This is a genomic window from Dialister succinatiphilus YIT 11850 (assembly GCF_000242435.1).
In the GTDB taxonomy this organism is placed as follows: Bacteria; Bacillota; Negativicutes; order Veillonellales; family Dialisteraceae; genus Dialister; species Dialister succinatiphilus.
The window spans coordinates 481,583-503,717 of sequence record NZ_JH591187.1 but is presented as its reverse complement, the minus strand read 5'-3'; the positions used below and the strand labels follow the sequence as shown (position 1 = coordinate 503,717).

Sequence of the window (22,135 nt, the reverse complement as noted above, 5' to 3'; positions counted from 1 at the left end):
CCCTCATATACCTGGAGGCGGTGCACTTCCGAAACGCCGCCTTTCTCCTTGTTCTTGAGTACAATTCCATCTCCTTCAATCGCTATAATTTCCGGCTGTGTCGGCTTTTCAACCTTTTCCTCTTCTGCCAATGCTTTTTCGTAAGCCTTTGCCTTCTTACCGGCATAATTCTTGAGTGAGATAACGGACTGATGGGAGATGGTAATCCCTGCCAGGCTTTGCAGGAGTTCGCTGGCACTGCGAGATGTGGTAATTGCGACAGCTTCGACAATCCGCTCAATCATTCCCAAGCTGTAGTGTTTTCTGGGCTCAAAGCCCATTTTACGGTCCAGGGGATAGAAGCTCTTCCCATCTTTCTGCAGAAGTCTTCGAGCATAGGTCAGCTCTCCATAGCGGCAGCAAATCGTCCTAGAGTCCCGGCGTGCCACACGCCACCCCTGTACCTTGTAAATCTGATACAGCTCAGTGTCAATACGCGCCAGGGCCATAGCTATAAGCTGACAGTTCATTTCAGTGAGCCAATGAGTTAGCTTCCTTTCAGACTCAATAGAATCATCAGATTCCTTGATGATAGAAATGACTGCTCCAATTGCATTTTCACTCCAAATTTCTCCAGTTTTTGTTATAATATCCATGAGGAAAGCCCTTTCTTTGTTTTATTTGTGCACGGAAATTATAACATTTCCACTCAAGGGGAGGCTTTCCTCTTTTATTGTTTCTGGAAAATTCCCCTACCGAGTAAAATTTTACACTAAGGTAAGCGGGGGCGGAAAGTTCAAAGCCCCGTGACTCAAAGGCAGGCCACCGAACACAATCCCTGTCCCCATTCCGGTCTCCCTACTGTTCCAGACTGGCGGTGACCCGTTTCACACTTTCCGAATCGCCTAAAATGATGAGCATATCATCGGAGGCCAGCTGCATATCCGGATGGGGGTTGACATACATTTCCCCTTTCCTCTTGATGGCCACCACGGTAATGTTATATTTCTTACGGATATCAATATCCAGGATACTTTTCCCTATCCAGTCTTCCGGTACATGGATAGAGAGAATGGTTATATTGTTTTCCATTTCAATATAATCCACAATACCAGGAGAAATCAGGTTGTGAGCCACCCGGACCCCCATTTCCTTTTCCGAATAGATGACTTTGTCCGCCCCGATTTTCTGCAGCATTTTGCCATGGAGCGGATCCAGGGCTTTGACCACGATTTTCTTGACTCCCATTTCCTTAAGAAGAAGGGTGGTCATGAGGCTGGCAGACAGTTCCCCTACCGAAACCACTGCCACGTCCGCATTGCCTGCACCAATGGCGGAGAGGTTCTTCTCATCGGAGCAGTCGGCGCAGACCACATATCCCAGGGTGTCGGCCAAATCCTGAACCACATCTTCATCAATATCCATAGCCATTACATCATAGCCCATTTTTTCCAATGTAACAGCCACGCTTTTTCCAAACCGGCCAAGACCGGCTACAAAGAACTGTAATTTCTGACCCATACTGGCAACCTCTAACCTATAACAACATTTTCTTTCGGATATTTGACTGAACTATTGTGATGGCTGGCAAAAGTAATGGCCAGAGTCATCACACCGATCCGGCCGATATACATGGCAATCATCAGAACGATTTTGCAGGCCGTATTCCATTCTCCTGTCAGCCCCATGCTGAACCCCACGGTGCTGAAAGCGGACACCGATTCAAAGAGAGCATCTTCAAAACTGAAATCCTTCGGTTCCAGAGCAAAGACGGAAAAGGCAGTGAGGAAAGTAAGAACAATGGCCAGTGTAAATACGTTGGACGCCTTCATCAGACACTTGGAATCTACCTGTTTATGAAACAGCACCACATCCCGTTTCCCCCGAATCCACGCATAAAGGGAGAGCATGAGAAGTCCCATGGTGGTGGTACGGATGCCGCCGCCTGTAGAAACCGGGGCGGCCCCCACAAACATAAACATCATAACAAAAAGAACAGTGGAACTCATCATGGAATGGATATCAAAGACCACAAACCCCGCCAGGCGGGAGGATACAGACATGAAAAGGGCACTCTGCCATTTTTCCAGAGTTCCCATATGGCCCATGGTTTCCGGATTATTTCCTTCCAGCAGGAAATAGACCACCACCCCCAGGGGAATCAGGATGGCCTCCATGGTAAAGATAAATTTGCTGTTGAAAGAAAGCCTGCACCACCGATGGTGCCTTAATACATCATCCAGCGCAATAAATCCCACGCCTCCCAGGAACATGGTAATGACCACCACGGTACTTACAAAGCCGTCTGCCGCCATACCGGCAAATCCCACATCATTGCCCATGATATCCATGCCGCAGTTAGTAAAGGCGGACACCGCGTGCCAGTAACCCAGATAAATGCCGATAGGTCCGTATTTAAAATAAAGATACACCGCCAGCAGAGTGCCGGATGTAAATTCCACGGCCAGAGTCGTACCGATGATCTTGCGGACCAGCATAACCATACCCGATGGAGTCTGCAGATTGAAAGAGTCACGGATAAGGAGCCGTTCCTGCAGGCGGATTTTCCTTCCCGTATAAATACTCACCATGGCCATCATGGTCATAATCCCCAGGCCCCCTACCTGCATGAGGAAAAGAATCACCAGCTGCCCGAAGAATGTGAAATCATAACGAAGGTCAAACATGCTCATGCCAGTGACACTCACTGTACTCACCGACATGAAAAGAGCATCCACAAAAGAAACATCCCTGGTACCCGTCTGGGAAAAAGGCAGCATAAGAAGGAATGCGCCCAGAAGCATGAACAGCGCAAAGCCGCCGCATATGAGAATTCCCCTATGCATTTTACTTAAAAACCGGACAACCAGCATCAGCATCTATGATACCTCCCTCTCCTCTTCAGGAATGGATTTTCCTTCCCGACAACCGGAGTGCTTCTTTTATTATACTATGTGCGGCGCAAATAAAAAACTGCACCCGGTGGGTGCAGTTTTTTATAACGGATTCATTCCTTTTCCTGTTCCCTGTTCTTCAAAAGTTCTTCCGCTTCGGTGGCTGCAATAGCCCCCAGAATATCATGCCTCGTAATAATGCCTACCAGGCGGGCCGGCGCATCGATATCCGGATTGCCGGACTTCTTCTTTTCCACCACCGGCACCGTTTTCAAATGCTCATCCACCATGAGATTGGTGAGCGTTTCCATATCCGTTTCCGGCGTGACGCATCGCACATCCTTGGTCATGATTTCCGCTGCCGTAGTAGCAAGGAGCTTCCGGAAAGACCTTTCATAGCGGCCAAAGCCGCAGTAGTACAGATTTCCTCCCAGCACATCCACATACTGAGGAATCTTGGGTGTCACTTTCTTATAGAGGAGATCCCCTTCTGAAACAATGCCCAGAAGTTCATTGTCATCTCCAACTACCGGAATAGCACTGACCGGATGGGTAATGAATAAACCGACCAGCCTGTGTACAGTCACATCAGGAGATACAGTAAACACATACTTTGTCATAAAATCTTTGACTTTCAGCGTTTTGGATGGCATAGGAACCCCTCCTTTGAAAGCTTTGAAATCTGATATTTCCTATCTATATTTTAACGAATTTAAAGAAAACGTGCAAATAGAAAGAAAAAACAGCCCTCTTTTCTGCCATAAAGGCCTTCCCTTAAGGAAGCGCTGATTAAATCATTGTTTGCTTTTATTCTTGAATTTTTATGCAATGCGAGGAATGGGCTGACGCGAATAGCGAGCTATTTAAGGAAGCCCATGACGAAACAGTGCATAAAAATTCTTATAAAAGAAAACTCTATGAATTAATCAGTGCTTCCTTAAAGATGATAGGGCTCATGGCGGATGATTTTCATGGCCCGGTACACCTGCTCCGCCAGAATAAGGCGGGCCATCTGGTGAGTAAAGGTCATGGCGCTGATAGAAATTTTCAGATTGGCCCTTTTCCGGATATTTTCTCCATTGCCATAAGGACCGCCAATCATGAAGAAGAAATGGCTGGTGCCGGATACCATTTTCTGTCGGATAATATGGGCCAGCTCTTCAGAGGTCACCGGTTTGCCCTTCAGGTCAAGGAGAATAAGAAAATCTTCATCTTTCAGATATTTCAGAAGCTTTTCCCCCTCCTTTTCCATGACCTTTTCCTTTAAGGCAGGAGAAGGATTTTCCGGCATTTTTTCTTCATCCGGCGACAGGATTTCCACCTTTGCTATAGGGGAGAGACGCTTCAGGTATTCATCAATGCCCTGACGCATCCATTTTTCTTTGATTTTGCCGATGGTAAGAAATGTAAATTTCATTTACTGGTTAGACTCCGGTGCCGATGCCAGAAGCACTTCCGTATCCACTTTCCTGCCATTATGTTCGTAGGTCACCTTAATGCGGTCCCCTGGCTTATGGGTATCCAGGATGTCCCTCATACCCTTGACTGTATCAATGGACTGGCCGTCGATGGCAAGGATATAGTCGCCGGGACGGATATCGGTGAGGCTTACAGGGCTTCTGGATGCCACTTTCATGACAAGAACGCCGCCATCATGATCCCAGTCATAGCCGTAGCGCTGGGCAATATCTTTATCTGCGGCATAGACGCCAAGGTATGCCCTTGTGACTTTGCCGCTGGAAATCAGCTGCTGAATAATGCCTTTGGCTGAGTTGATAGGAATGGCAAAGCCCATGCCCTCCACCCCTTCCTTAGCGATTTTGGCACTGTTAATGCCCACGACCTTCCCGTCGGCAGTCACCAGGGCGCCGCCGGAATTGCCGGGGTTAATAGCCGCATCGGTCTGGATAAGGCGGAAACGCTGGTCTATGTCGTCAAGGCTTCTGTTCAGTGCACTGATAACGCCTACCGTGACGGTGCCCTGGAATTCAAGGCCCAGAGGATTGCCGATAGCGATGGCCGTCTCCCCTACCTGCAGGGCATCGGAGTCACCAAAGGATGCCACCGGCAGATCATCGCTTCCATCGATCTTCACCACGGCCAGGTCTGTAGATGGATCAGTTCCTACCACTTTTCCCTGTACCGTTTTGCCATTGGAAAGGCTCACATTTACATCTTTACTGCCCGCTACTACATGGTTGTTTGTGACAATATATCCTTTCTTGTCGAAAAGGACGCCGGATCCAACACTCTGGCCCACTTCCACCCGCCGGTTAAACATATCCCGGTCATAGACCCTGGTGGTAATGCCTACAATAGCCGGACCCACTTCCTTGACTGCCTGTACCACCGCTGTGTTGCGGACAGCCGGAAGGTCTTCCATCTTCTTATTGGTTCCCTGGGGGAGCTGGTAGGAAGAGGAGGCCCCTCCTTTTTTCGGAAGTGCAAAATCGCCAAAGTAGCAGCCGCCTGCGCCGCCGATAATGAGCATGGAAAGCGCCAGTGCAGCAATCTTCATTCTGCCGCTTTTAGAGCCATGGGATGTTTCCTTCATGGCTTCGCCATTTTCTTTCAGTTTCCTGTCCAAATCTTCTCTATCCATAGTAACCTCCCTGTCCCATGCGGGAAAGTAATGTGCAAGGAATTCCAGAAAGCCCCATCATTTCATGAATAGAAGGGGCTCATTGAAATTCCTGTTGATATGGTTCACTCATTATATCACAAACCGTCCATAATTGAAGCAGGCCTGTGTCATCAAAATTTCCATAAAAAAAGGGGCTGTGAAAAAATGGAAATCATTTCTTCACGGCCCCTTTTCAATGGCTTCCTTTTCGGTAAATGACAGTCAGCTGCCCGCCGGCATCGTCATCTCGAGCGGAGGAACGCGCCGGTATGGGGCAAAGATTTTGGGCTCTAATGAAACACAGAGCCGAGAGATCTCCTGCCACCATGGGCTTGCCACATTTCGGAGTGAGATTTCTCCACTCCGCTTCGCTTCGGTCGAAATGACGAGAATTTCACAGCCCCTTTTCCCTTACTTGGCAAAATCGGTAGCTCTGGTTTCCCGGATAACCACCACTTTTACCTGTCCCGGATACTGCAGTTCCTTTTCAATGCGGCGGGAAATATCATGGGACAGAATGGTCGCCTGATCTTCAGACACCTTTTCCGGTTTCACGATGACCCGAAGCTCACGGCCTGCCTGGATAGCATAGCAGCTGTCCACGCCGGGGAAGGACTTGGCAATATCTTCCAGCTTGGTGAGCCGTTTGATATAGTTTTCCAGAGTCTCGCGGCGGGCGCCGGGGCGGGCTGCAGACATGGCATCCGCTGCTGCCACCAGTACGGATTCTACGCAGGTAGGCTCCGTGTCTCCGTGGTGGGAAGCAATGGCATTGATGACTTCCGGCGGTTCATGGTATTTCTGTGCCAATTCCACGCCCAGTTCCACATGGGTGCCTTCCTGTTCACGGTCCACGGCTTTACCAATATCGTGCAGGAGGCCTGCCCTTTTGGCCAGTTCCACATTGGCCCCCACTTCGCCGGCCATAATGCCTGCAAAGTAGGATGTATCAATACAGTGCTGCAGCACATTCTGTCCATAGCTTGTCCGGTACTTCAGACGGCCCAGGATTTTTACCAGTTCCGGATTCATACCCCGGATACCGCACTCCATGACAGCCTGTTCCCCGGCTTCGCGAATAGCCTTATCCACATCTTTCTTTGTCTTGGCCACCACTTCTTCAATCCGTGCCGGATGGATTCGTCCATCCTTCACAAGGCTTTCCAATGCCAGCCTTGCCACCTCACGGCGGATAGGATCGAAGCAGGAAAGAATGACCGCTTCCGGCGTATCATCAATGATCAGATCCACACCGGTCAGGGTTTCAATGGCCCGGATATTACGGCCTTCCCTGCCGATAATGCGGCCTTTCATTTCTTCATTCGGAAGGGAAACGACGGAAACCGTGGTTTCGGAAACCGTATCCGCCGCATTCCGCTGAATGGCGGAAGCGATGATTTCCCGGGCCTTGGTATCTGCTGTATTCTTGGCTTCTTCCACAGCACTGCGGATGCGGACCGCCTTTTCATGGGTCAGCTCTTCATCCACTCTGGACAGGATCATATCTCTGGCCTGATCGCTGGAAAGCTGGGAAATTTCTTCCAGTTTTTTCTGCTGCTGTTCATAGAGACCATTCAGCTTTTCCTTCTGGACCTTTACCTGGTTTTCCTTTTTGTCCAGCTGGGATTCCCGCTGTTCCAGGTTGCCGCTTCTCCAGTCCAGATTATTTTCCTTCTGCACAAGACGCTGTTCGTACTTCTGCAGTTCATCACGGCGCTGTTTGTTTTCCTGTTCCACATCTTCACGAAGTTTGTGGATTTCTTCACGGGTCTGTACAATGGTTTCCTTCTTCAGCGTTTCCGCTTCCCGAGAAGCATTATCCAGCATTTTTTTTGCTTCTTCACCAATCTGCCGGGCCTTTTCTTCTGCAGATCCGATTCTTGCCTCTGCAATGCGCTTGCGGAGCATATACCCCACACCGGCACCAACAGCAGCGGCAATGATACATCCTACGATGACATACAGTAAAACTTCATCCAGTGTCAAATGATTCACCTCTCTCTTTCTGTTATTATAATGTTCACTACGAAAACATAAACGAACCATCTCCCTGAGGAGATATGGAAAATGATACCCATGGCAGTTTTTAAAGCACGAAAAAAGGAAATCCATGCAGGCCATGGAGAATTGAATTTTCCCAGGCTGAAACAGATGGATTTCCTCATGAATGAAAAATGTTATATTTTTTATCCCATAGGGAGAAAGCCCCTGCGGCAGAAGACGAGCCCTGCAGGAGCCTTTGTATATAATCAGAATCATACCAAAACAGGAATGTTCACTTGGTTCAGCACCTGTTTTTATTCTAAAATTTTTATAAATTATTGTCAAGAAGAGACCGCCGGAAAGAAGATAGACTGCTATAAAAACAGCTTCTAATGGCCTCTGCCGCCGCCGAACATGGACCACACCACCAGTGCCGCGAAAGCAGCCCAGCTCATGAGGTAGGACAGAATGCCAAGGTCCGTCAGAATATTGATAACCGTAAGGCCTGCCATGAAAAGGATATTACCCCGCTTTTCCACATAGGGATCCCGCCGGATGAGGATAAAAGCGATAATAAAAATAAGGATATTGACAACAAGCACAGCCGGAAAATAAATCAGAAGCGGCACCATCTGCAGGATAAAGCTTCCTGCCAGCATGAGCAGCATGATGTAAATCCAGGTCATGGAAATCATAATTCCCTCCTTACATGGTCACCGTCTTCTTTCGGAATCCACATGGTCTGGTCCGGAAAAAGCCAGCGGAACTCATAGGACGGCACCCAGCGCTGACCGAAAGCGTGCATAGGGACAAGAAGAGAAGCAGCAAAATGATGGAGATAGGCTTTCACGCCCCACTCCCTAGCCACCTGCTGCCTTGCGTCCACAGGGAGAAAAGCGATATCCACTTCTTTTTCCCTGATACAGGAAAGTTCCCGGAAAAACCAGTCCCGGGCCTCCCGGTTTTCCTCGTCCCCTTCACCGGCCCAGTGCCACCAGTTCAAGTCCCCGGCGTGGAAAATCCGGAGTCCCTCCGCTTCCACCATGTAAGAACCGCCGGCATCAGTGGAGCCATACATATGAACAGTAAGCGATCCTTCCTTCACCTCATCTCCCACATCCATCACATGAAGAAGACTCTGATTCCCTAAAGCCAGAGAACAGTCACGGTGAAGGAAATAGCCGGACGCCCGGTCTTCAAAAGACCTGATGGCCCGATTGAAATGATCTCCATGCACATGAGATACAAAGAAATACACCGGCTTATCCGTCTTTTCCAGACGCTCCTCAAGCCGTTTCAAAGGATCCAGATAATAATCAAAAACAAGAATCACCTTTTCCAGCTCCAAAACAAAGCCGCTGTGGTGAAGGAAATATATATCTACCGGTTTCATAGGTTCTCCTCTCATCATAAGAACTGACATTTCATATATATTTTTGTATCAGCCAATAAATTTTAACTTGAATGTGCCTCTCCTATAGAAGCTGTATAATAATTATATCATATGGGGCCGCACTGCGGCCCCGGTTCAGAAGGTTCAGCGGGGAAGGTTGACGGGGCCTTTGGCCCCGAAGGTTGTGTAGAAGGGTTATGTCCCCAGAGGGGAAACGACTCACTACATTTTGCACGTCGCTTTGCTCCTTCACCCACTGCTGTCACTGACTCACTGGATTTTCAGGTCGCTGATGCTCCCATACAAATCCAGTTCGCATAGTGCAAAATGTGTTCGCTGTGCATCGCTTCGCTCAGGGGATGGCAGCGGCTTCGCCGCTGAGGGTGGTGGATTGCCGCTGGCGCGGCAATAAGTATAAAGTCAGCGTTATGAGGGAGGGTTCTTAAGATTGACCGGCCCTATGGGCCGGAGGGTTCGTAAGTTTGACGGGGCCTTTGGCCCCGAGGGTTGTGGTATCGCCCTTTGGGCGATGAGTATTATAATGCCGCCTTTCGGCGGTCACGTCCGGTAGTGTAAAATATTTTGTGTAAATGAATCTTGCTCAAAATATTTTCATACCTCATACTTAAGGGGAGCCTCATACTTAAGGGGAGAAAGAGGAAAAGGAGTTACTACCATGGCAAAGCGTACCCCTACCCCTGGCGAAAAAATTGCGCAGGAAATCTACGAAACCTACAAACCGACCACTGTCGAAGAGATGCAGTCCGCCTTAAAGAGTGTCTTTGGACCATTGTTTGAAGCAGCTCTTAAGGGTGAATTGGATAACCATTTAGGCTATCCCAAGAACGGCAGCACCCCTGAGGATTCCAAGAATACGAGAAATGGGTATTCCAGGAAGAACCTGAAGACCTCCATGGGAACGGTACCCATCCAAGTCCCTCGTGATCGGGAAGGTACTTTTGAACCCCAGTTAATCCAAAAATACCAGCGTGATGTTTCCTCTATCGAAGGGAAAGTCCTTGCGATGTATGGCCGTGGAATGAGCCAGAGAGACATCTCTTCGACCATTGAAGAAATCTACGGTTTCTCCATCTCCCATGAACAGATTGCCCATATTACGGACCGGATCCTGGACGAAGTATATGCGTGGCAGAATCGTCTACTGTTTCCTTTTTATACCTTTCTCTTCATCGACTGTCTGTATGTTCCCATGAAGACTGACAGAGCCCTGAAACAAAAGGCTGTCTACGTCATCCTTGGGTATGACATCAATGGTGAGAAGGATATCCTTGGTATCTGGATCAACGAAACGGAAGGTAAGCATACCTGGATGCAGATTTTCGATGAAATCAAGAACCGGGGAGTACAGGACATTGGTTTCATCTCCATGGATGGTGTCAGCGGCCTTGAAGAAGGCGCTGCTGCCATCTTCCCTGGCACAGTGGTGCAACGCTGCATTGTCCATCTGATCCGTAATTCCATGCGGTATATTCCCTGGAACAAATCCAGAGAGTTCTTGAAAGAACTGAAAGAAATCTACAAGGCTACCAATGTAGCAGAAGCTCGCAGATTGTTTGAAAAGTTCAAGGGAAAATGGGCAGCCTATCCTGGGGCTATAGCGGTCTGGGAAAACAACTTCCAGCACGTGGAACAGCTGTTTAACTACGGCTCTAATGTACGGAGAGTCATGTACACTACCAATGCCATAGAAAGCATCAATTCCAGTTTCAGAAAGGTAACCCGTAAGGGCTCTTTTGCCAATGACGAGGCCATCCTGAAGCTTCTCTACCTCCGTGTCCTTGAGCTCAAGAACACCAAATGGAAGGGCAAAGGAAAGGTCTTTAACTGGCCGGCTGTTATGAACCAATTATTGATTGACGAACGTATGAGCAAACTAATCGCTAAATACGATTGGTTAATCTAAAAACACAAAATTCTTGACATCCCCGTCACGTCCACATCGAGTATCATATTCATTCTTACTCTCGTACACCCTTTCCCGCTGCGCGGGCCTTCCCCTCAAGGGGAAACAAGGGTTAGCGGCGGAGCTTGCTATGTGCTGCTTGAGTCCCGCCAAGCATTCTGCTGAATTTGCCACCCCCCTTTGGTGCCTTACGGCACCACCTTTCTCCACGGGAAAGCGTCTCACTTGGTTCTCAGGTCGCTATCACTCCCCTACGAAGCAAGTTCGCTTGCCACCCCGCTGTGCGGGGAAAGTCCCGCGGAGCGGGCAAGGGGGAACGCTTTTCCCTCGCCCGCAAGGGCGGTTGTATGGTTTTATCATAATGGCGCCCTTTATTTTTTAGGGGCGCCCACCAAGGCCAACAGCCGACAGCCGATAACCGACAGCCCCCCAACCCCACTCCCAAATAAACATTCCTTTGACCTTTGAGTCCAGTTTATGTAAAATATCATTGTAATAATAAGAGGTGGACCATGATAACTCACGATACTAAAGCTCATATGTTTGAAATCAATTACCCGGAAGGCCGGGCCTATCTGGAATATACAGAAGATAACGGAACCGTAACCGTTATCCATACGATTGTGCCCGAAGCACTGGGCGGAAGAGGTATTGCGGCAAGCCTGGCCGAAGCTTTCTACCGCTGGGCTTCTGAAAACCGCCACCCTGTCAAATCAGACTGCTCCTACATGACAGCCTGGATGAAACGAAATAAAATCACGACTTAGGCTCTTTAGACATTCTTAAGCAGCCTTCCAAAGGCTGCTTTTTTAATGACAGATAAGGAAGCATCGATTTCTGGAATTGATTTCATAAAAACCAAATCAAATCCAAAATCCTTGCTTCCCTGGAACGGAAAAAACTATGTACAGCTCATCACTTTTCCAAAGCCCCGATACTTTCAGGGAAACGCAGAATACACTCGATATGATAACCACCCATTTTATTGAACTCCTTCGTTTAAAATCAAAAGAACTCTATGACCACTCCGTAAGGGTCGCCAACTATGCCGGCGCCACTGCCGTCTACATGAGACTTCCGGCCAATGAAATCACTCTGATCCGCTATGCCGGTCTCCTTCACGATATCGGACTTTTGACCATTCCCAATCACATTCTGACCAAGGTCCCCTATCTTTCCAGAAGAGAACTTTCCCTCTATAAAAAGCATCCGGAGCTTGGGGCCAACATGCTGGAATCGGTGCCGGGCTGTCAGGACCTTCTCCCTTATATCCGCTGCCACCACGAACGATGGGACGGCACGGGATATCCGAAGCATTTGAAGAATGTAAATATCCCCCTGGGAGCCAGAATCATTTCCGTAGCCAGCTACTACGATGACATGGTGTACTCCTCCCCGGACTTCAAAACAAAGGACATGAATGAAATATCCCGGGATATCATGACCGGCTCCGGCATCCTCTTTGACCCCGAAGTGGTATCGGCCTTCCTGAAAGTGCTCTTCCACAGCAATACGATTCCCACATAAAAACGCCTGCCAAAGCAGGCGCTTTTTTATTGTCTGACACGCCCCGGGAGCGTGTATTTCTCAGCTTCTTTTGCTTCTTTCCCTATTTCCTCAAATATCCCCTTCTTCTCAAAGCCGTATCTCCAGAAAGCAAGACCGGCAAGGTGATATTCTTTTTCCAATGCTGCCTTGGCTCTCATGGAATGTTCTTCTTCCAGGTAGGTCCGATGAAGAATTCCCCCCTGTCTCCAGGTGAGGGTGTACTGGCGGGCATCGGGCTGCCAGACAGGTTTGAGGCCATGCCGGTTTATGAGAGCCTCCTGGTCCTTCATGGCAAGAACCCTGGATTTCATGTATCCCGGATTTCCTTCGTAGATTCTTGTATACAAAGGAAGGCCCAGGACCAGCTTTTCCGGGGGAACCATGGTGATCAGTTTTTGTATGTTTTTATCCAGCCAGCCGTAGGAGGAGACAGATCCGGCGTAGGGACTGGTTCTGGGGGTTTCATCGTAGCCCATAATGATTTCATAGTCGCAGAATTCAGAGAGTTTCTCCCGGTCGTAGCAGAGACTCCAGGTAGGAGAGCCGGCGTTGTAAACCGTAATGTCCACAGTGAGCTTCTTTCCTGATTCATGAAGGGGAAGAGCCAGATTTTTCATGAATTCTGTGAAAAGGTCCTTGTCTTTGGGGTCCATATTTTCAAAATCCACATTATACCCGTAAAGGCCGTATACTTCAGAGAGGGCAGCCATGCGGGAAATGAATTCTTCCTGTTTCTGCCGGTTATGCATGAAAAGGGAAGTTGTTTTGACGTCGAAATCATTGTGAATGAGGGGCATCACCTTCATATCTGCCTGCCGGGCCCTTTTGAGGTAGTCAAAGTTCCAGCTGTATCTATTTTCTTCCACGTCCTTATAGCTTCCCATGGTGGGCGAAAGGATCGGGGTTCCGGAAAGGGATGAAAAATCGGAATTTTCGCTGCGGAAGGAGTAGTTGATGTCCCAGAGAACCAGAGGCCTTTCAGGGGCCTCCTTTTTCGTTTCTTTTACCTTCTTGTCCTTCACCTTTTTGATGGTCAGTTCTTTTTTCCCCGGCTTATAGGTATAGGAAAGGCCTGCTTCCCTGCTGAAGAAGGAAAAATCCACATACCTGTTTCCCTCCAGTTCCTTATAGGGAATTTCCACCTTTTCTTCTTTTTTCATGGCCGCCGGAGTGAGTTCTACATAAAGTTTATCCTTCTCCCAGGAAAGCTTCCACTTTCCCCCTTTGGTAAGAACCACCGGCGCCGTATACAAGGTGCCATCCACTTCATAGGCGTTGAAATTTTTGAAATCGCTGCCCTTCATTTTGACAGGCACCGGGCCATCGGCCATGACTGCCGCCGGAAAAACCAGGGCCAGGAGGACGGCTGCTGTTAATTTTCTAAGCAATGTTTTCCCCTTTCATTACAAGCAGGATGCTGCAAATTTTCTGACAACCCTGACCAGGGTCTTCGTGTCCAGCAGATGGTATATATCATCTTCCTTCTCTAACGTGAAAGGTTCCTTTTCCAGAAAAGAAATGAATTTCCTCAGAATTCCGGAAGCCTTCTTTCCCTGATCCAGTGGTCTTTCTTTCCGGCCCAGCACTTTTTCCATAAGAAAAATCATGACAGCCGGACGGAAATAATAATCAATGAAGGTATTTTCTATCCAGTAGTCATGGGCAGTGTGACGGAAGCGGGCACAGCCTTTGGCAAAGGAAAGATACAAAGGAAGGCCGTCAGACAGGCCGCCCCAGAAGTCGCTGAAGCCATAGTCGAAGGCACCGTCTTCCTGGGCCATGATATAGGTCAAAGCGTTTCCTTCTACGATGTGCACCTTTTCCTTATGAGGAAACTGAGGCAGCAGTTCTTTCTTAAAGAGGGCAATCATGTGCGGATTGAGCTCCACCACCGTCACCGATTCCACATCTTCCTTTTCAGATGCCATGAAGGTGTAGTAGCCAAGACCAAGGCCATAGGTGATGACCTTTCCCTTCGCCTTTTCCAAAGGCTCCTTCATGGATTCGATTTCACTTAAAACCACGCTCATCCAGACGCCGCCGTTTTCCAGAAGCACCGGAAATACCACCCGGCTGTCAAAGAAGGCGGCTTTACCGTAGGCAAAGGGATCCTCCTTTTGGAATCCCTCGTGCCAGGTCTGAATCAGCTCTCCCGGCAGGTAATCATTCACAGTCAGGGTAATATGGCCCTCCCTGGTCTTTCCCCTGACCTTTACCTGCCGATAGTAGGGATTATCCAGAATATCAGAAGCTTTGTGCATGGTAATATGGGAGGAAAGATAATCATAGAGGGCATCCCCTATTTCCTCTTCCTTCATGAAAAGGGAAAGCTCCGAATAGGGTCTCATGTCTTCTCCCCCCTGGGCCAGCTCATAAGCCATTTCGCCAATATCGTCGGAAAATCCGATATCCACATAGGAAGAAACGGGCGCTTTCTCTCCCCTGGCAGCAAGGCTTCTGAAATCCACGTCTCCTACATAGAGATGATCCGACACCTCGCCAAGAAGTATGTCCTGGGCCGACACGGAAAGAAGATAGGTCTTCCAAAGATCCAGAACTCTTTCCTTCAAGGCTGTGCTGTTTTTTATTTGCATAGGTTAGTCCTTTCTTTCTTCACATGGCTCCACTGGCTATGGTAAGGCCGGTCACTGAAGCGGCCCCTGCCCTTTTCAGCTCATGGGCGGCGGATTCCATGGTGGCACCGGTGGTGTAGACATCGTCTACCAGAAGGATATATTTCCCCCTAACGTCAACATTTCTATTGATATGAAATATGCCTTTAATGTTGTCATATCTTTCACTTCGGGAGAGGAGAGACTGGGTTTCAGCGGCGCGGAAGCGTACAAGGCCCCTTGGCAGGTATTTCTTTCCTGCCTTTTCCATCCACTCTTCAAACATCATATCCACCTGGTTATATCCCCGGCTGTCCCATTTCTTTTGAGATAGAGGCACCGGAATGACCAGGCTGCAAAAGGTAAGCCTGTCCCAGTAGGGAAATCGGGAAAGAAGGGGCGGGAAGGCCTTTTTTCTGTCTATCCGTCCTCCGTATTTCAGCTGGATAATGATTTTTCGCACCGCTCCCTCGTAGTTGCAGAGGGTGTAGCAGCCATGGAGATGGTCGGTGTGGGAAGAGTTTAAAAGTCTGGGGTTCCATACCCTTTTCAAACAATCCTCACACCAGCCTCTGTCCCTTTCCACCACCTTCCCGCAGCCGGGACAGGTGGTGGGATAAAAAATGTCTGCCAGGTCGTGAAAAAGTTTCATTCCTTTGCCTCCCCTTTCAGAAGAGGCAGAAAGAGGCTGTAGCGGCTGGCGGTGTCCTGCCGGCTCACCGCCCGGGCAATGGCGTCTTCCGTGGAAATAAGGATGGTCCTCTTCCGCGCCCTGGTGACGCCGGTATAGATCAGGTTCCGTTTCAGCATGATACTCTGGGTGGGAAGAAGCACCAGAATCACTGTGTCATATTCACTGCCCTGGCTTTTATGTACCGTGGCGGCATAGGCCAGCTGAATGCTGTTTCTGTCTTCTCCTTCATAAACCACTTCTCTGCCATCAAAACGCACGAAAATCTTATTCTTGTCCACAGCCCACACAATACCCAGATCCCCGTTGTACACCCCTTTTTCATAGTCGTTCCGTTTCTGCATGACCTTATCGCCGGGGAGAAAATGGGCACCGCCCTCCAGCGGATGACCGTGGACCAGCTCCTGAATAGCATGGTTCAGATGGTCCACGCCGCAGGTGCCCCGGTACATGGGTGAAAGGACCTGCATAGACATTTTCTTCTTTTCACTTCCGTAATCCAGCTGACGGCAGAGGTTCATCACCGCGCCGAACGCATCCATTTCTGAAGAGGCATAGTAAATGGAAAATTCACCTTGTTCATCGGGATAGCAGAGTTCCCCTTCCCGGATGCGGGCGGCGTTGTCGATAATGCCGCTTCCTTCTTTCTGACGGAAAATATGCTCCAGCCGTACCACCGGAACTTCTCCCCATTCGATAAGATCCTTCAGCGGCGAACCCGGCCCCACCGGCGGCAGCTGGTCTATATCCCCCACCAGGATAAGCCTTGCCCCTTCCTTCAATGCGCAGAGTAGATGGTAGAACAGGGAAATATCCATCATGGACGCCTCATCTACGATAACCAGATCTTCCTTCAGGGGATCGGACTCATTCCTGTTGAAAAAAGTTCTACCGCTGTCATGAAGCTCTGCTTCCAATGCTTTGTGGATGGTATCCGCCTCCACGCCGCTGGAAAGGGAAAGCCTTTTGGCTGCACGGCCGGTAGGCGCCATGAGGCGCACCTTCAGTTCAAACTGGCGGGCAGCAGCAATAATAGCCTGTACCAGGGTGGTTTTTCCTGTACCAGGGCCGCCGGTGATAACCAGTACCCCCGATTCCAGTGCCTTCTGCACCGCTTCCTTCTGCTTTTCCGCCAGAGTCAGATGGTTTTCTCTTTCAAATTTTTCAACAGCCAGCTTCGAGGAACCCAGGGGACTTGCGTCCATCATAGCCCGGATGCGGCGGGCCGATTCAGTTTCCGCCTCGTAAAGGGACGGGAGGTAAAGGTATCGCTTTTCTTCCCAGAGCACCGAAGGAATGTATTCGCTATCAATGGCCTCTTTCCCTGCAGCCGCCACGATATCTTCCGTCACCTCCAGGGTGAGGGAGGCATTCCTGAAAACAGAAGTTTCCGGTGCACAGGCATGGCCCTGCATGAGGGCCCGGGAAATCATATACTCTATGCCATGCACCACACGGTCCGAATCATCGGGAGCTATGCCCCTGGCAAGGGCTATCCGGTCTACTTCCTGAAACCCAAGTCCCGGTATGTCCCGCACCATGCGATAAGGGTCATGGGTCAGCACCTCTTCCGTTTCATCGCCGTATTTCTTGTGGATATCCGAAGCAAACCGTTCGGAAATCCCCAGGGACTGCAGAAACATGATGAGAGACTGTTCTTCCCGGATCTGCTCATAGGAATTCTTTATCTTCTCCAGCGTCTTTTTCCCGATGCCCGGCACCTTTCTTAAATCATCAATATGTTTTTCAAAGACCCCCATGGTTTTTCTGCCGAAACGATCCACAATTTTTCCTGCCATGGACGGACCGATGCCTTCTATGAGCCCGGAGGCCAGGAACTGCTTGATTTCCTCCGATTCCTCAGGCTTCACATTTTCCAGACTGCTGCACTTGAACTGCATGCCAAAACGGGGATGCCGTTCCCAACATCCCCGAAGCAGCACCGGCTGACCCACATAGGGGGCCGGGCCCCGGTATGCGGCAGTCATGATTTTCCTACTCTCTTTATCTTCCAGGAGGAATACGCAGAATCTGCCGTCATCGCTGGAAAATATGATTTTCCTTACGGTGCCCCGCAGCTCTTCTGTCATTTTTCTTCTCCCCTGATGAAACGATTCTGCACTTTTTTACTGATATCCATGAGCATCTGGTACCAGCGGACGAAATCAGGCCGGGCAGACATATCTTCTATAAGCCGGGAGACCTCCTCGATGTTCTTTTCTTCCCTTTTGCCATCAAATACAGGGATTTCCGCCTTGATTTTGCACTGGGCAATACTTCTTGAAAGGGCCAGCCGCTTTTCAAAAAGGGCGGCCAGTTCCTTGTCTATGGTCCTGACGGAATTTCTTAAATCCGCTAATTCTTTATCTTCCATAACAGTCCACTCCCCTCAGGAAGAAATGGGATTTACTGATTATTGGCGTGAAGGGTCTTCAGAATTTCCAGAACCTTGTCCTTTGCTTCTTCCAGAGGCACTTCCACCACTTCACCGGAACGGCGGATTTTGATTTCCACGCAGCCGGACTGCTGCCATTTCTTACCGATGGTCACCCGTACCGGATAGCCGATGAGGTCTGCATCCTTGAACTTGATGCCTGCCCTTTCGTTCCGGTCATCCAGCACCACTTCATCCCTGCTGTCTTCCATGTCCTCATAGAGCTTTCTGGCTGCTGCCATCACTTCTTCGGACTTGTTGTTGGCCGGAACGATGACTGCTTCATAGGGCGCAATAGCTACCGGCCAGATAATGCCGTCATCATCATGGTTCTGTTCGATGGACGCAGCCACGGTCCTTGTGACGCCGATGCCGTAGCAGCCCATAACGAAAGGATGGGATTTCCCCTGGTTGTCCAGGAACGTAGCATGGAGGGCTTCACTGTACTTGGTGCCCAGCTTGAACACCTGGCCTACTTCGATTCCCCGGCAGCGGACGATCTTGCCGCCGCAGTGAGGGCATACATCCCCTTCCTGAATCTGGCGGATCGTTTCCACACGGACATCGGTGAAATCGCGAGCCGGGTTCACATGGATGTAATGCTTATCCTTTTCATTAGCGCCGCAGCAGGCATCCTGCATTTCCATCACTGTAGGATCCACCAGGATATCAAAGTCCTTCGTCCGCTTCAGGCCAATGGGGCTGATATAACCGGCGGTGAGGCCCACCTTCTTCAAATCCTCATCGGAAGCCATGTCCACATTGATAGCATTGTAAATATGCTGGATCTTCGTTTCATTCACTTCGTGATCGCCGCGAACCATGGCCAGTACCACCAGACCGTCCACATTGTACACCACAGCCTTCACGGACTGGGCAACCGGGGCATGGAGGAAATCGCACACCATTTCAATGGTATGCTGACCTGGTGTTTCCACCAGTTCTTTTTCCTTGTCATTATGGATATCGCACTTCACAGTGAGGGGATCCACAGCTTCGATATTTGCTGCGAAATCACAGTTCTCGCAGTATACAATATCCGCCTCTCCGGAATCAGCCAGCACTTCAAACTCATGGGAACCGCTGCCGCCGATGGCACCGGAATCCGCAATCACCGGACGGAAAGTCAGACCGCAGCGGGTGAAAATACGGGTATAGGCATCATACATGAGCTTGTACTGCTTATCCAGCCCTTCCTCATCGGCATCAAAAGTGTATCCATCCTTCATAATGAATTCGCGGCTTCTCATAAGACCGAAGCGGGGACGCTTCTCATCTCTGTACTTATTCTGGATCTGGTACACAGAAACGGGAAGCTGCTTGTAGGAAGTGGTGTCCATCTGAATCAGGGAAGTCACCAGCTCTTCATGAGTGGGGCCCAGGCAGTATTCCCGGTCATTCCGGTCCTTCAGCTTGAACATCTCCGGTCCGAACACATCCCAGCGGCCTGTCTTCTGCCACAGCTCCGCCGGCTGCACAATAGGCATCATGATTTCCTGGGCGCCGGTCTTATTGATTTCCTCGCGAATAATCTTCTCCACCTTCTGAATAGAACGCCATGCCAAAGGAAGGAAGGAATAAATCCCGTTTCCAATCTTCCTCATCATACCGGCCTTCAGCATGTACTGATGGCTTACCACCACGGCATCAGCCGGTAATTCGCGTAAAGTAGGACTGTATAATCTGGATGCTAACAAAATATCTCCCCCTGTAACTGTCCCGGCATGCCGGAACGATTTTCATACCGAAAATTTTTCGTTATATGCTTTTTTATTATACCACGCTTTGGAAAGGCTATGGGAGAAAAGTTGTGTTCTTGGACATTGACACGCCTGCGGCGTGAGGGTTGACGGGGCTGTGCCCCGAGGGTTGTGGCCGCCTGACGGCGGCAGGTTGTGTAGAAGGGTTGTGAAGGGAAAGGTTCTTAAGATGGATGGGCCTTCGGCCCAAGGGTTCTTAAGTTTGACGGGGCCTTTGGGCCCGAGGGTTGTGGTATCGCCCTATCGGGCGATGAGTATTATAATGCCGCCTTTCGGCGGTCACGTCCACCTCGAGTGTCATAATCATTCTTACCACCGTCCACACCGACTTCGCTGGATGGCGTCTCACTGGATTCGCGGGTCGCTTCTCTCCCCTATGAATCCAGTTCGCTTGCACACCCTTCGCCACTTCGTGGCCCTCTTCCCCTAAAGGGGACGCAAGAACGTTACGGGATTTACTTTCAGTATCATATGACATGACAAGCATTCTGCGGATTGGCTCGCTACGCTCGCCTCCCCCTATCCGGCTGCGCCGGACTTCCCCCGCAAGCGGGGGCAGAATAAAGCTAACGCATAGCGAAGAATAAAGTCCCCCCGCCGGGGGGAAGGTGGTGGCGCCAGCCACCAAAAGGGGTGCATTTCCTCGCCCGTCAGGGCGGTTGTACGGTTTTCGCTGCCCCAGGCAGCGGCATATAAAACTCCCCTCTGAACCAGCCCGCTCTGTGGGCCGAACCCATCGTTCGGTGCGTAGCACACGAACGATAGAACCCGGGCGCCGAGAGGCGCCTGAACCCTCAAGCCCCATAGGGGCTTGTCCAAATGGCGCCTGAATTCTCATGCCTGCAGGAAGCTTGTCAAACAAAAAGACCCGGCCGGAGCCGGGTCTTTCTGCTATCTTAATCAGTTACCGGAGGGAATGGCAGCTGTTATGATAGACTTTCTCAGGATTCCTTGCTGAGTTTTTCGATGAGTTCGCTCTGTTTTTTCAGCATTTCTTCCAGTTCTGCAATTCTTTCATCCTGGCTTCTCATTTCATCTCTCATGGAGGAGACTTCGTCAGCCATTTCTTTTCTTCTTTCCGCCATGGATTTGCCTCTGCCAAATTTCACGCTCACTCCTGCGTTCACCATATTTTCTCCGTCACCGAAGGAGGTGCCCAGGGAGAGGAGTACGTTTTCATTGGGCCGGTAGAAGAGGCCAAGGGCTGCGGCATTGGCGTTACGGTAAGAGCCGAAGCCTGCGGCGATGCTGAACTTGTCATCAGGGTTGAAGTCGCCGGGGCGGAGGGCCGCCAGGGCTGCTGCATTGGCGCCTACTTTCTTGATGCGGTTATCCAGCCTGTCCACTCTTTCATTGGTCTGATAGAGCTGCCTGCCGGTGACAACCTGACGGCTGTCTGCAGAAAGTACGGCATCATGGGTTTCGATATTGCCATCTACATTGAGATTGCCGCCTACATAACCGTCATGATCTACGTAAAGGGTGTCGGTTCTTGTTTCTTTTGCTACGGTAAGATTGTTATCCACGTAAACGTCATATCTGAAATCTGCTCTACCGACAAATTCAGAGGCTCCTTTGACAGTGAGGTCATTTTCAACAGTCGCATTGCCACCAACGCTCAGGTCTTTCGTTACATCGGCATAATCCATTGTAGCCTGACCCGTTTCAATCGTGTTGCCAGAAATGGTGGTCTTTGTGACAGTTCCTTCTTTAACGGCAGTGTTGTGTGCCTTGTTTTCAAAGGTGGTGCCATTGGTATCACTGGTTACGGTGTTGTCACCGGTGATATTGGTAATCTTGGTGGCAACGTTTCCGATTTCACCATCTGCCCAGTTGATGATATCGCCGGAAGCTTCGTTCAGGATATCTTTCGACTTGTTGTAAATGGTGCCTTCTTTCGCAGTATTGGTGATGCCATTGGCAGTCATTTCACTCTTCACTGCAGAGCCATTGCCAATCTGGTTGGTAATCTTTTCGGAAGCTGTGTTGGTGATGTTCTTGGCACTCAGGCTGCTGTCGCCGGTGACGGTGGTAGTCTGCTTACCGCCAATGGTGTTGACCTGGTCGCCGGTAATGCTGTTGGTCTGCTTGCCGGTCACTGTCGTGCTCTGATCGCCATTGACTTTTGTGTTCTGGCTGCCATAGGTTTCCGACACAGCTCCTTTGACGCTTTCCGTCTTGCTGCCGCTGATGGTATTGGTCTGGTTGCCTGTTACCACATGGGTCTGATTGCCGCCCACGTTAGTGCTCTGGTCGCCATCCACGGTGGTTGCCTGGCTGCTGTATTTCTCGGT

19 protein-coding genes are annotated in these 22,135 nt (G+C 49.8%); 3 read left to right on the top strand and 16 right to left on the bottom strand.

The window, feature by feature from the left end:
- The 9 genes from HMPREF9453_RS02090 to HMPREF9453_RS02045 form a co-directional block, all read right to left on the bottom strand.
- Positions 1-635 (bottom strand): UPF0236 family transposase-like protein (locus tag HMPREF9453_RS02090; protein WP_008858912.1); only part of this gene is annotated, 635 nt, incomplete at its 3' end.
- A 202-nt stretch (positions 636-837) separates the two neighbouring features.
- Positions 838-1,500 (bottom strand): potassium channel family protein, encoded by a 663-nt coding sequence (locus HMPREF9453_RS02085; RefSeq protein ID WP_008858911.1) that lies wholly within the window; start codon positions 1,498-1,500, stop codon positions 838-840.
- Between the two features lie 11 nt (positions 1,501-1,511).
- Positions 1,512-2,858, bottom strand: a complete 1,347-nt coding sequence (locus tag HMPREF9453_RS02080) for a TrkH family potassium uptake protein (protein WP_008858910.1) — start codon at positions 2,856-2,858, stop codon at positions 1,512-1,514.
- A gap of 128 nt (positions 2,859-2,986) precedes the next feature.
- A complete protein-coding gene (locus HMPREF9453_RS02075) occupies positions 2,987-3,526 on the bottom strand; it encodes a CBS domain-containing protein (protein ID WP_008858909.1) in 540 nt (179 codons plus the stop codon).
- A gap of 284 nt (positions 3,527-3,810) precedes the next feature.
- Entirely contained in the window at positions 3,811-4,290 is a 480-nt protein-coding gene (gene rlmH, locus HMPREF9453_RS02070; protein ID WP_008858908.1) for a 23S rRNA (pseudouridine(1915)-N(3))-methyltransferase RlmH, read from the bottom strand.
- Positions 4,291-5,475 (bottom strand): S1C family serine protease, encoded by a 1,185-nt coding sequence (locus HMPREF9453_RS02065; RefSeq protein ID WP_008858907.1) that lies wholly within the window; start codon positions 5,473-5,475, stop codon positions 4,291-4,293.
- A gap of 432 nt (positions 5,476-5,907) precedes the next feature.
- A complete protein-coding gene (gene rny, locus HMPREF9453_RS02060; RefSeq protein WP_083827229.1) occupies positions 5,908-7,542 on the bottom strand; it encodes a ribonuclease Y in 1,635 nt (544 codons plus the stop codon).
- Positions 7,543-7,868: 326 nt separating this feature from the next.
- The gene (locus HMPREF9453_RS02050; RefSeq protein ID WP_008858904.1) at positions 7,869-8,174 is read right to left on the bottom strand and encodes a hypothetical protein; all 306 of its coding nucleotides are present in this window, start codon (positions 8,172-8,174) and stop codon (positions 7,869-7,871) included.
- The gene (locus HMPREF9453_RS02045) at positions 8,171-8,872 is read right to left on the bottom strand and encodes an MBL fold metallo-hydrolase (RefSeq protein WP_008858903.1); all 702 of its coding nucleotides are present in this window, start codon (positions 8,870-8,872) and stop codon (positions 8,171-8,173) included. The genes HMPREF9453_RS02050 and HMPREF9453_RS02045 overlap by 4 nt, the downstream gene beginning before the upstream one ends.
- 676 nt (positions 8,873-9,548) lie before the next feature.
- Between HMPREF9453_RS02045 and HMPREF9453_RS02040 the strand changes: the two genes are divergently transcribed.
- The 3 genes from HMPREF9453_RS02040 (at position 9,549) to HMPREF9453_RS02030 (ending at position 12,323) form a co-directional block, all read left to right on the top strand.
- Entirely contained in the window at positions 9,549-10,796 is a 1,248-nt protein-coding gene (locus HMPREF9453_RS02040) for an IS256 family transposase (RefSeq protein ID WP_008858902.1), read from the top strand.
- A 512-nt stretch (positions 10,797-11,308) separates the two neighbouring features.
- A complete protein-coding gene (locus HMPREF9453_RS02035) occupies positions 11,309-11,563 on the top strand; it encodes a GNAT family N-acetyltransferase (protein ID WP_008858901.1) in 255 nt (84 codons plus the stop codon).
- Between the two features lie 136 nt (positions 11,564-11,699).
- A complete protein-coding gene (locus HMPREF9453_RS02030) occupies positions 11,700-12,323 on the top strand; it encodes an HD-GYP domain-containing protein (RefSeq protein WP_008858900.1) in 624 nt (207 codons plus the stop codon).
- 26 nt (positions 12,324-12,349) lie between these two features.
- Here the strand turns inward: HMPREF9453_RS02030 and HMPREF9453_RS02025 are convergent, their stop codons facing one another.
- The 7 genes from HMPREF9453_RS02025 to HMPREF9453_RS12225 all read right to left on the bottom strand — a co-directional run.
- On the bottom strand, positions 12,350-13,732 hold the full coding sequence (locus HMPREF9453_RS02025) for a glycosyl hydrolase family 18 protein (RefSeq protein WP_008858899.1): 1,383 nt from the start codon (positions 13,730-13,732) through the stop codon (positions 12,350-12,352).
- Positions 13,733-13,747: 15 nt separating this feature from the next.
- Positions 13,748-14,914, bottom strand: coding sequence for a hypothetical protein (locus HMPREF9453_RS11000; RefSeq protein ID WP_187368033.1), 1,167 nt, complete (start codon positions 14,912-14,914; stop codon positions 13,748-13,750).
- Positions 14,915-14,957: 43 nt separating this feature from the next.
- The gene (locus HMPREF9453_RS02015; RefSeq protein WP_008858897.1) at positions 14,958-15,608 is read right to left on the bottom strand and encodes a ComF family protein; all 651 of its coding nucleotides are present in this window, start codon (positions 15,606-15,608) and stop codon (positions 14,958-14,960) included.
- Complete coding sequence (recD2, locus tag HMPREF9453_RS02010) at positions 15,605-17,737, bottom strand: SF1B family DNA helicase RecD2 (RefSeq protein WP_008858896.1); 2,133 nt, start codon at positions 17,735-17,737, stop codon at positions 15,605-15,607. Before recD2 ends, HMPREF9453_RS02015 begins: the two co-directional genes overlap by 4 nt.
- Entirely contained in the window at positions 17,734-18,021 is a 288-nt protein-coding gene (locus tag HMPREF9453_RS02005) for a chorismate mutase (RefSeq protein ID WP_008858895.1), read from the bottom strand. Before HMPREF9453_RS02005 ends, recD2 begins: the two co-directional genes overlap by 4 nt.
- 32 nt (positions 18,022-18,053) lie before the next feature.
- Positions 18,054-19,778 carry a proline--tRNA ligase gene (locus tag HMPREF9453_RS02000; RefSeq protein WP_008858894.1) on the bottom strand — a complete coding sequence of 575 codons (1,725 nt, stop codon included), beginning with the start codon at positions 19,776-19,778 and terminating at the stop codon, positions 18,054-18,056.
- Between the two features lie 1,004 nt (positions 19,779-20,782).
- Positions 20,783-22,135 (bottom strand): YadA-like family protein (locus tag HMPREF9453_RS12225; protein WP_008858892.1); only part of this gene is annotated, 1,353 nt, incomplete at its 5' end.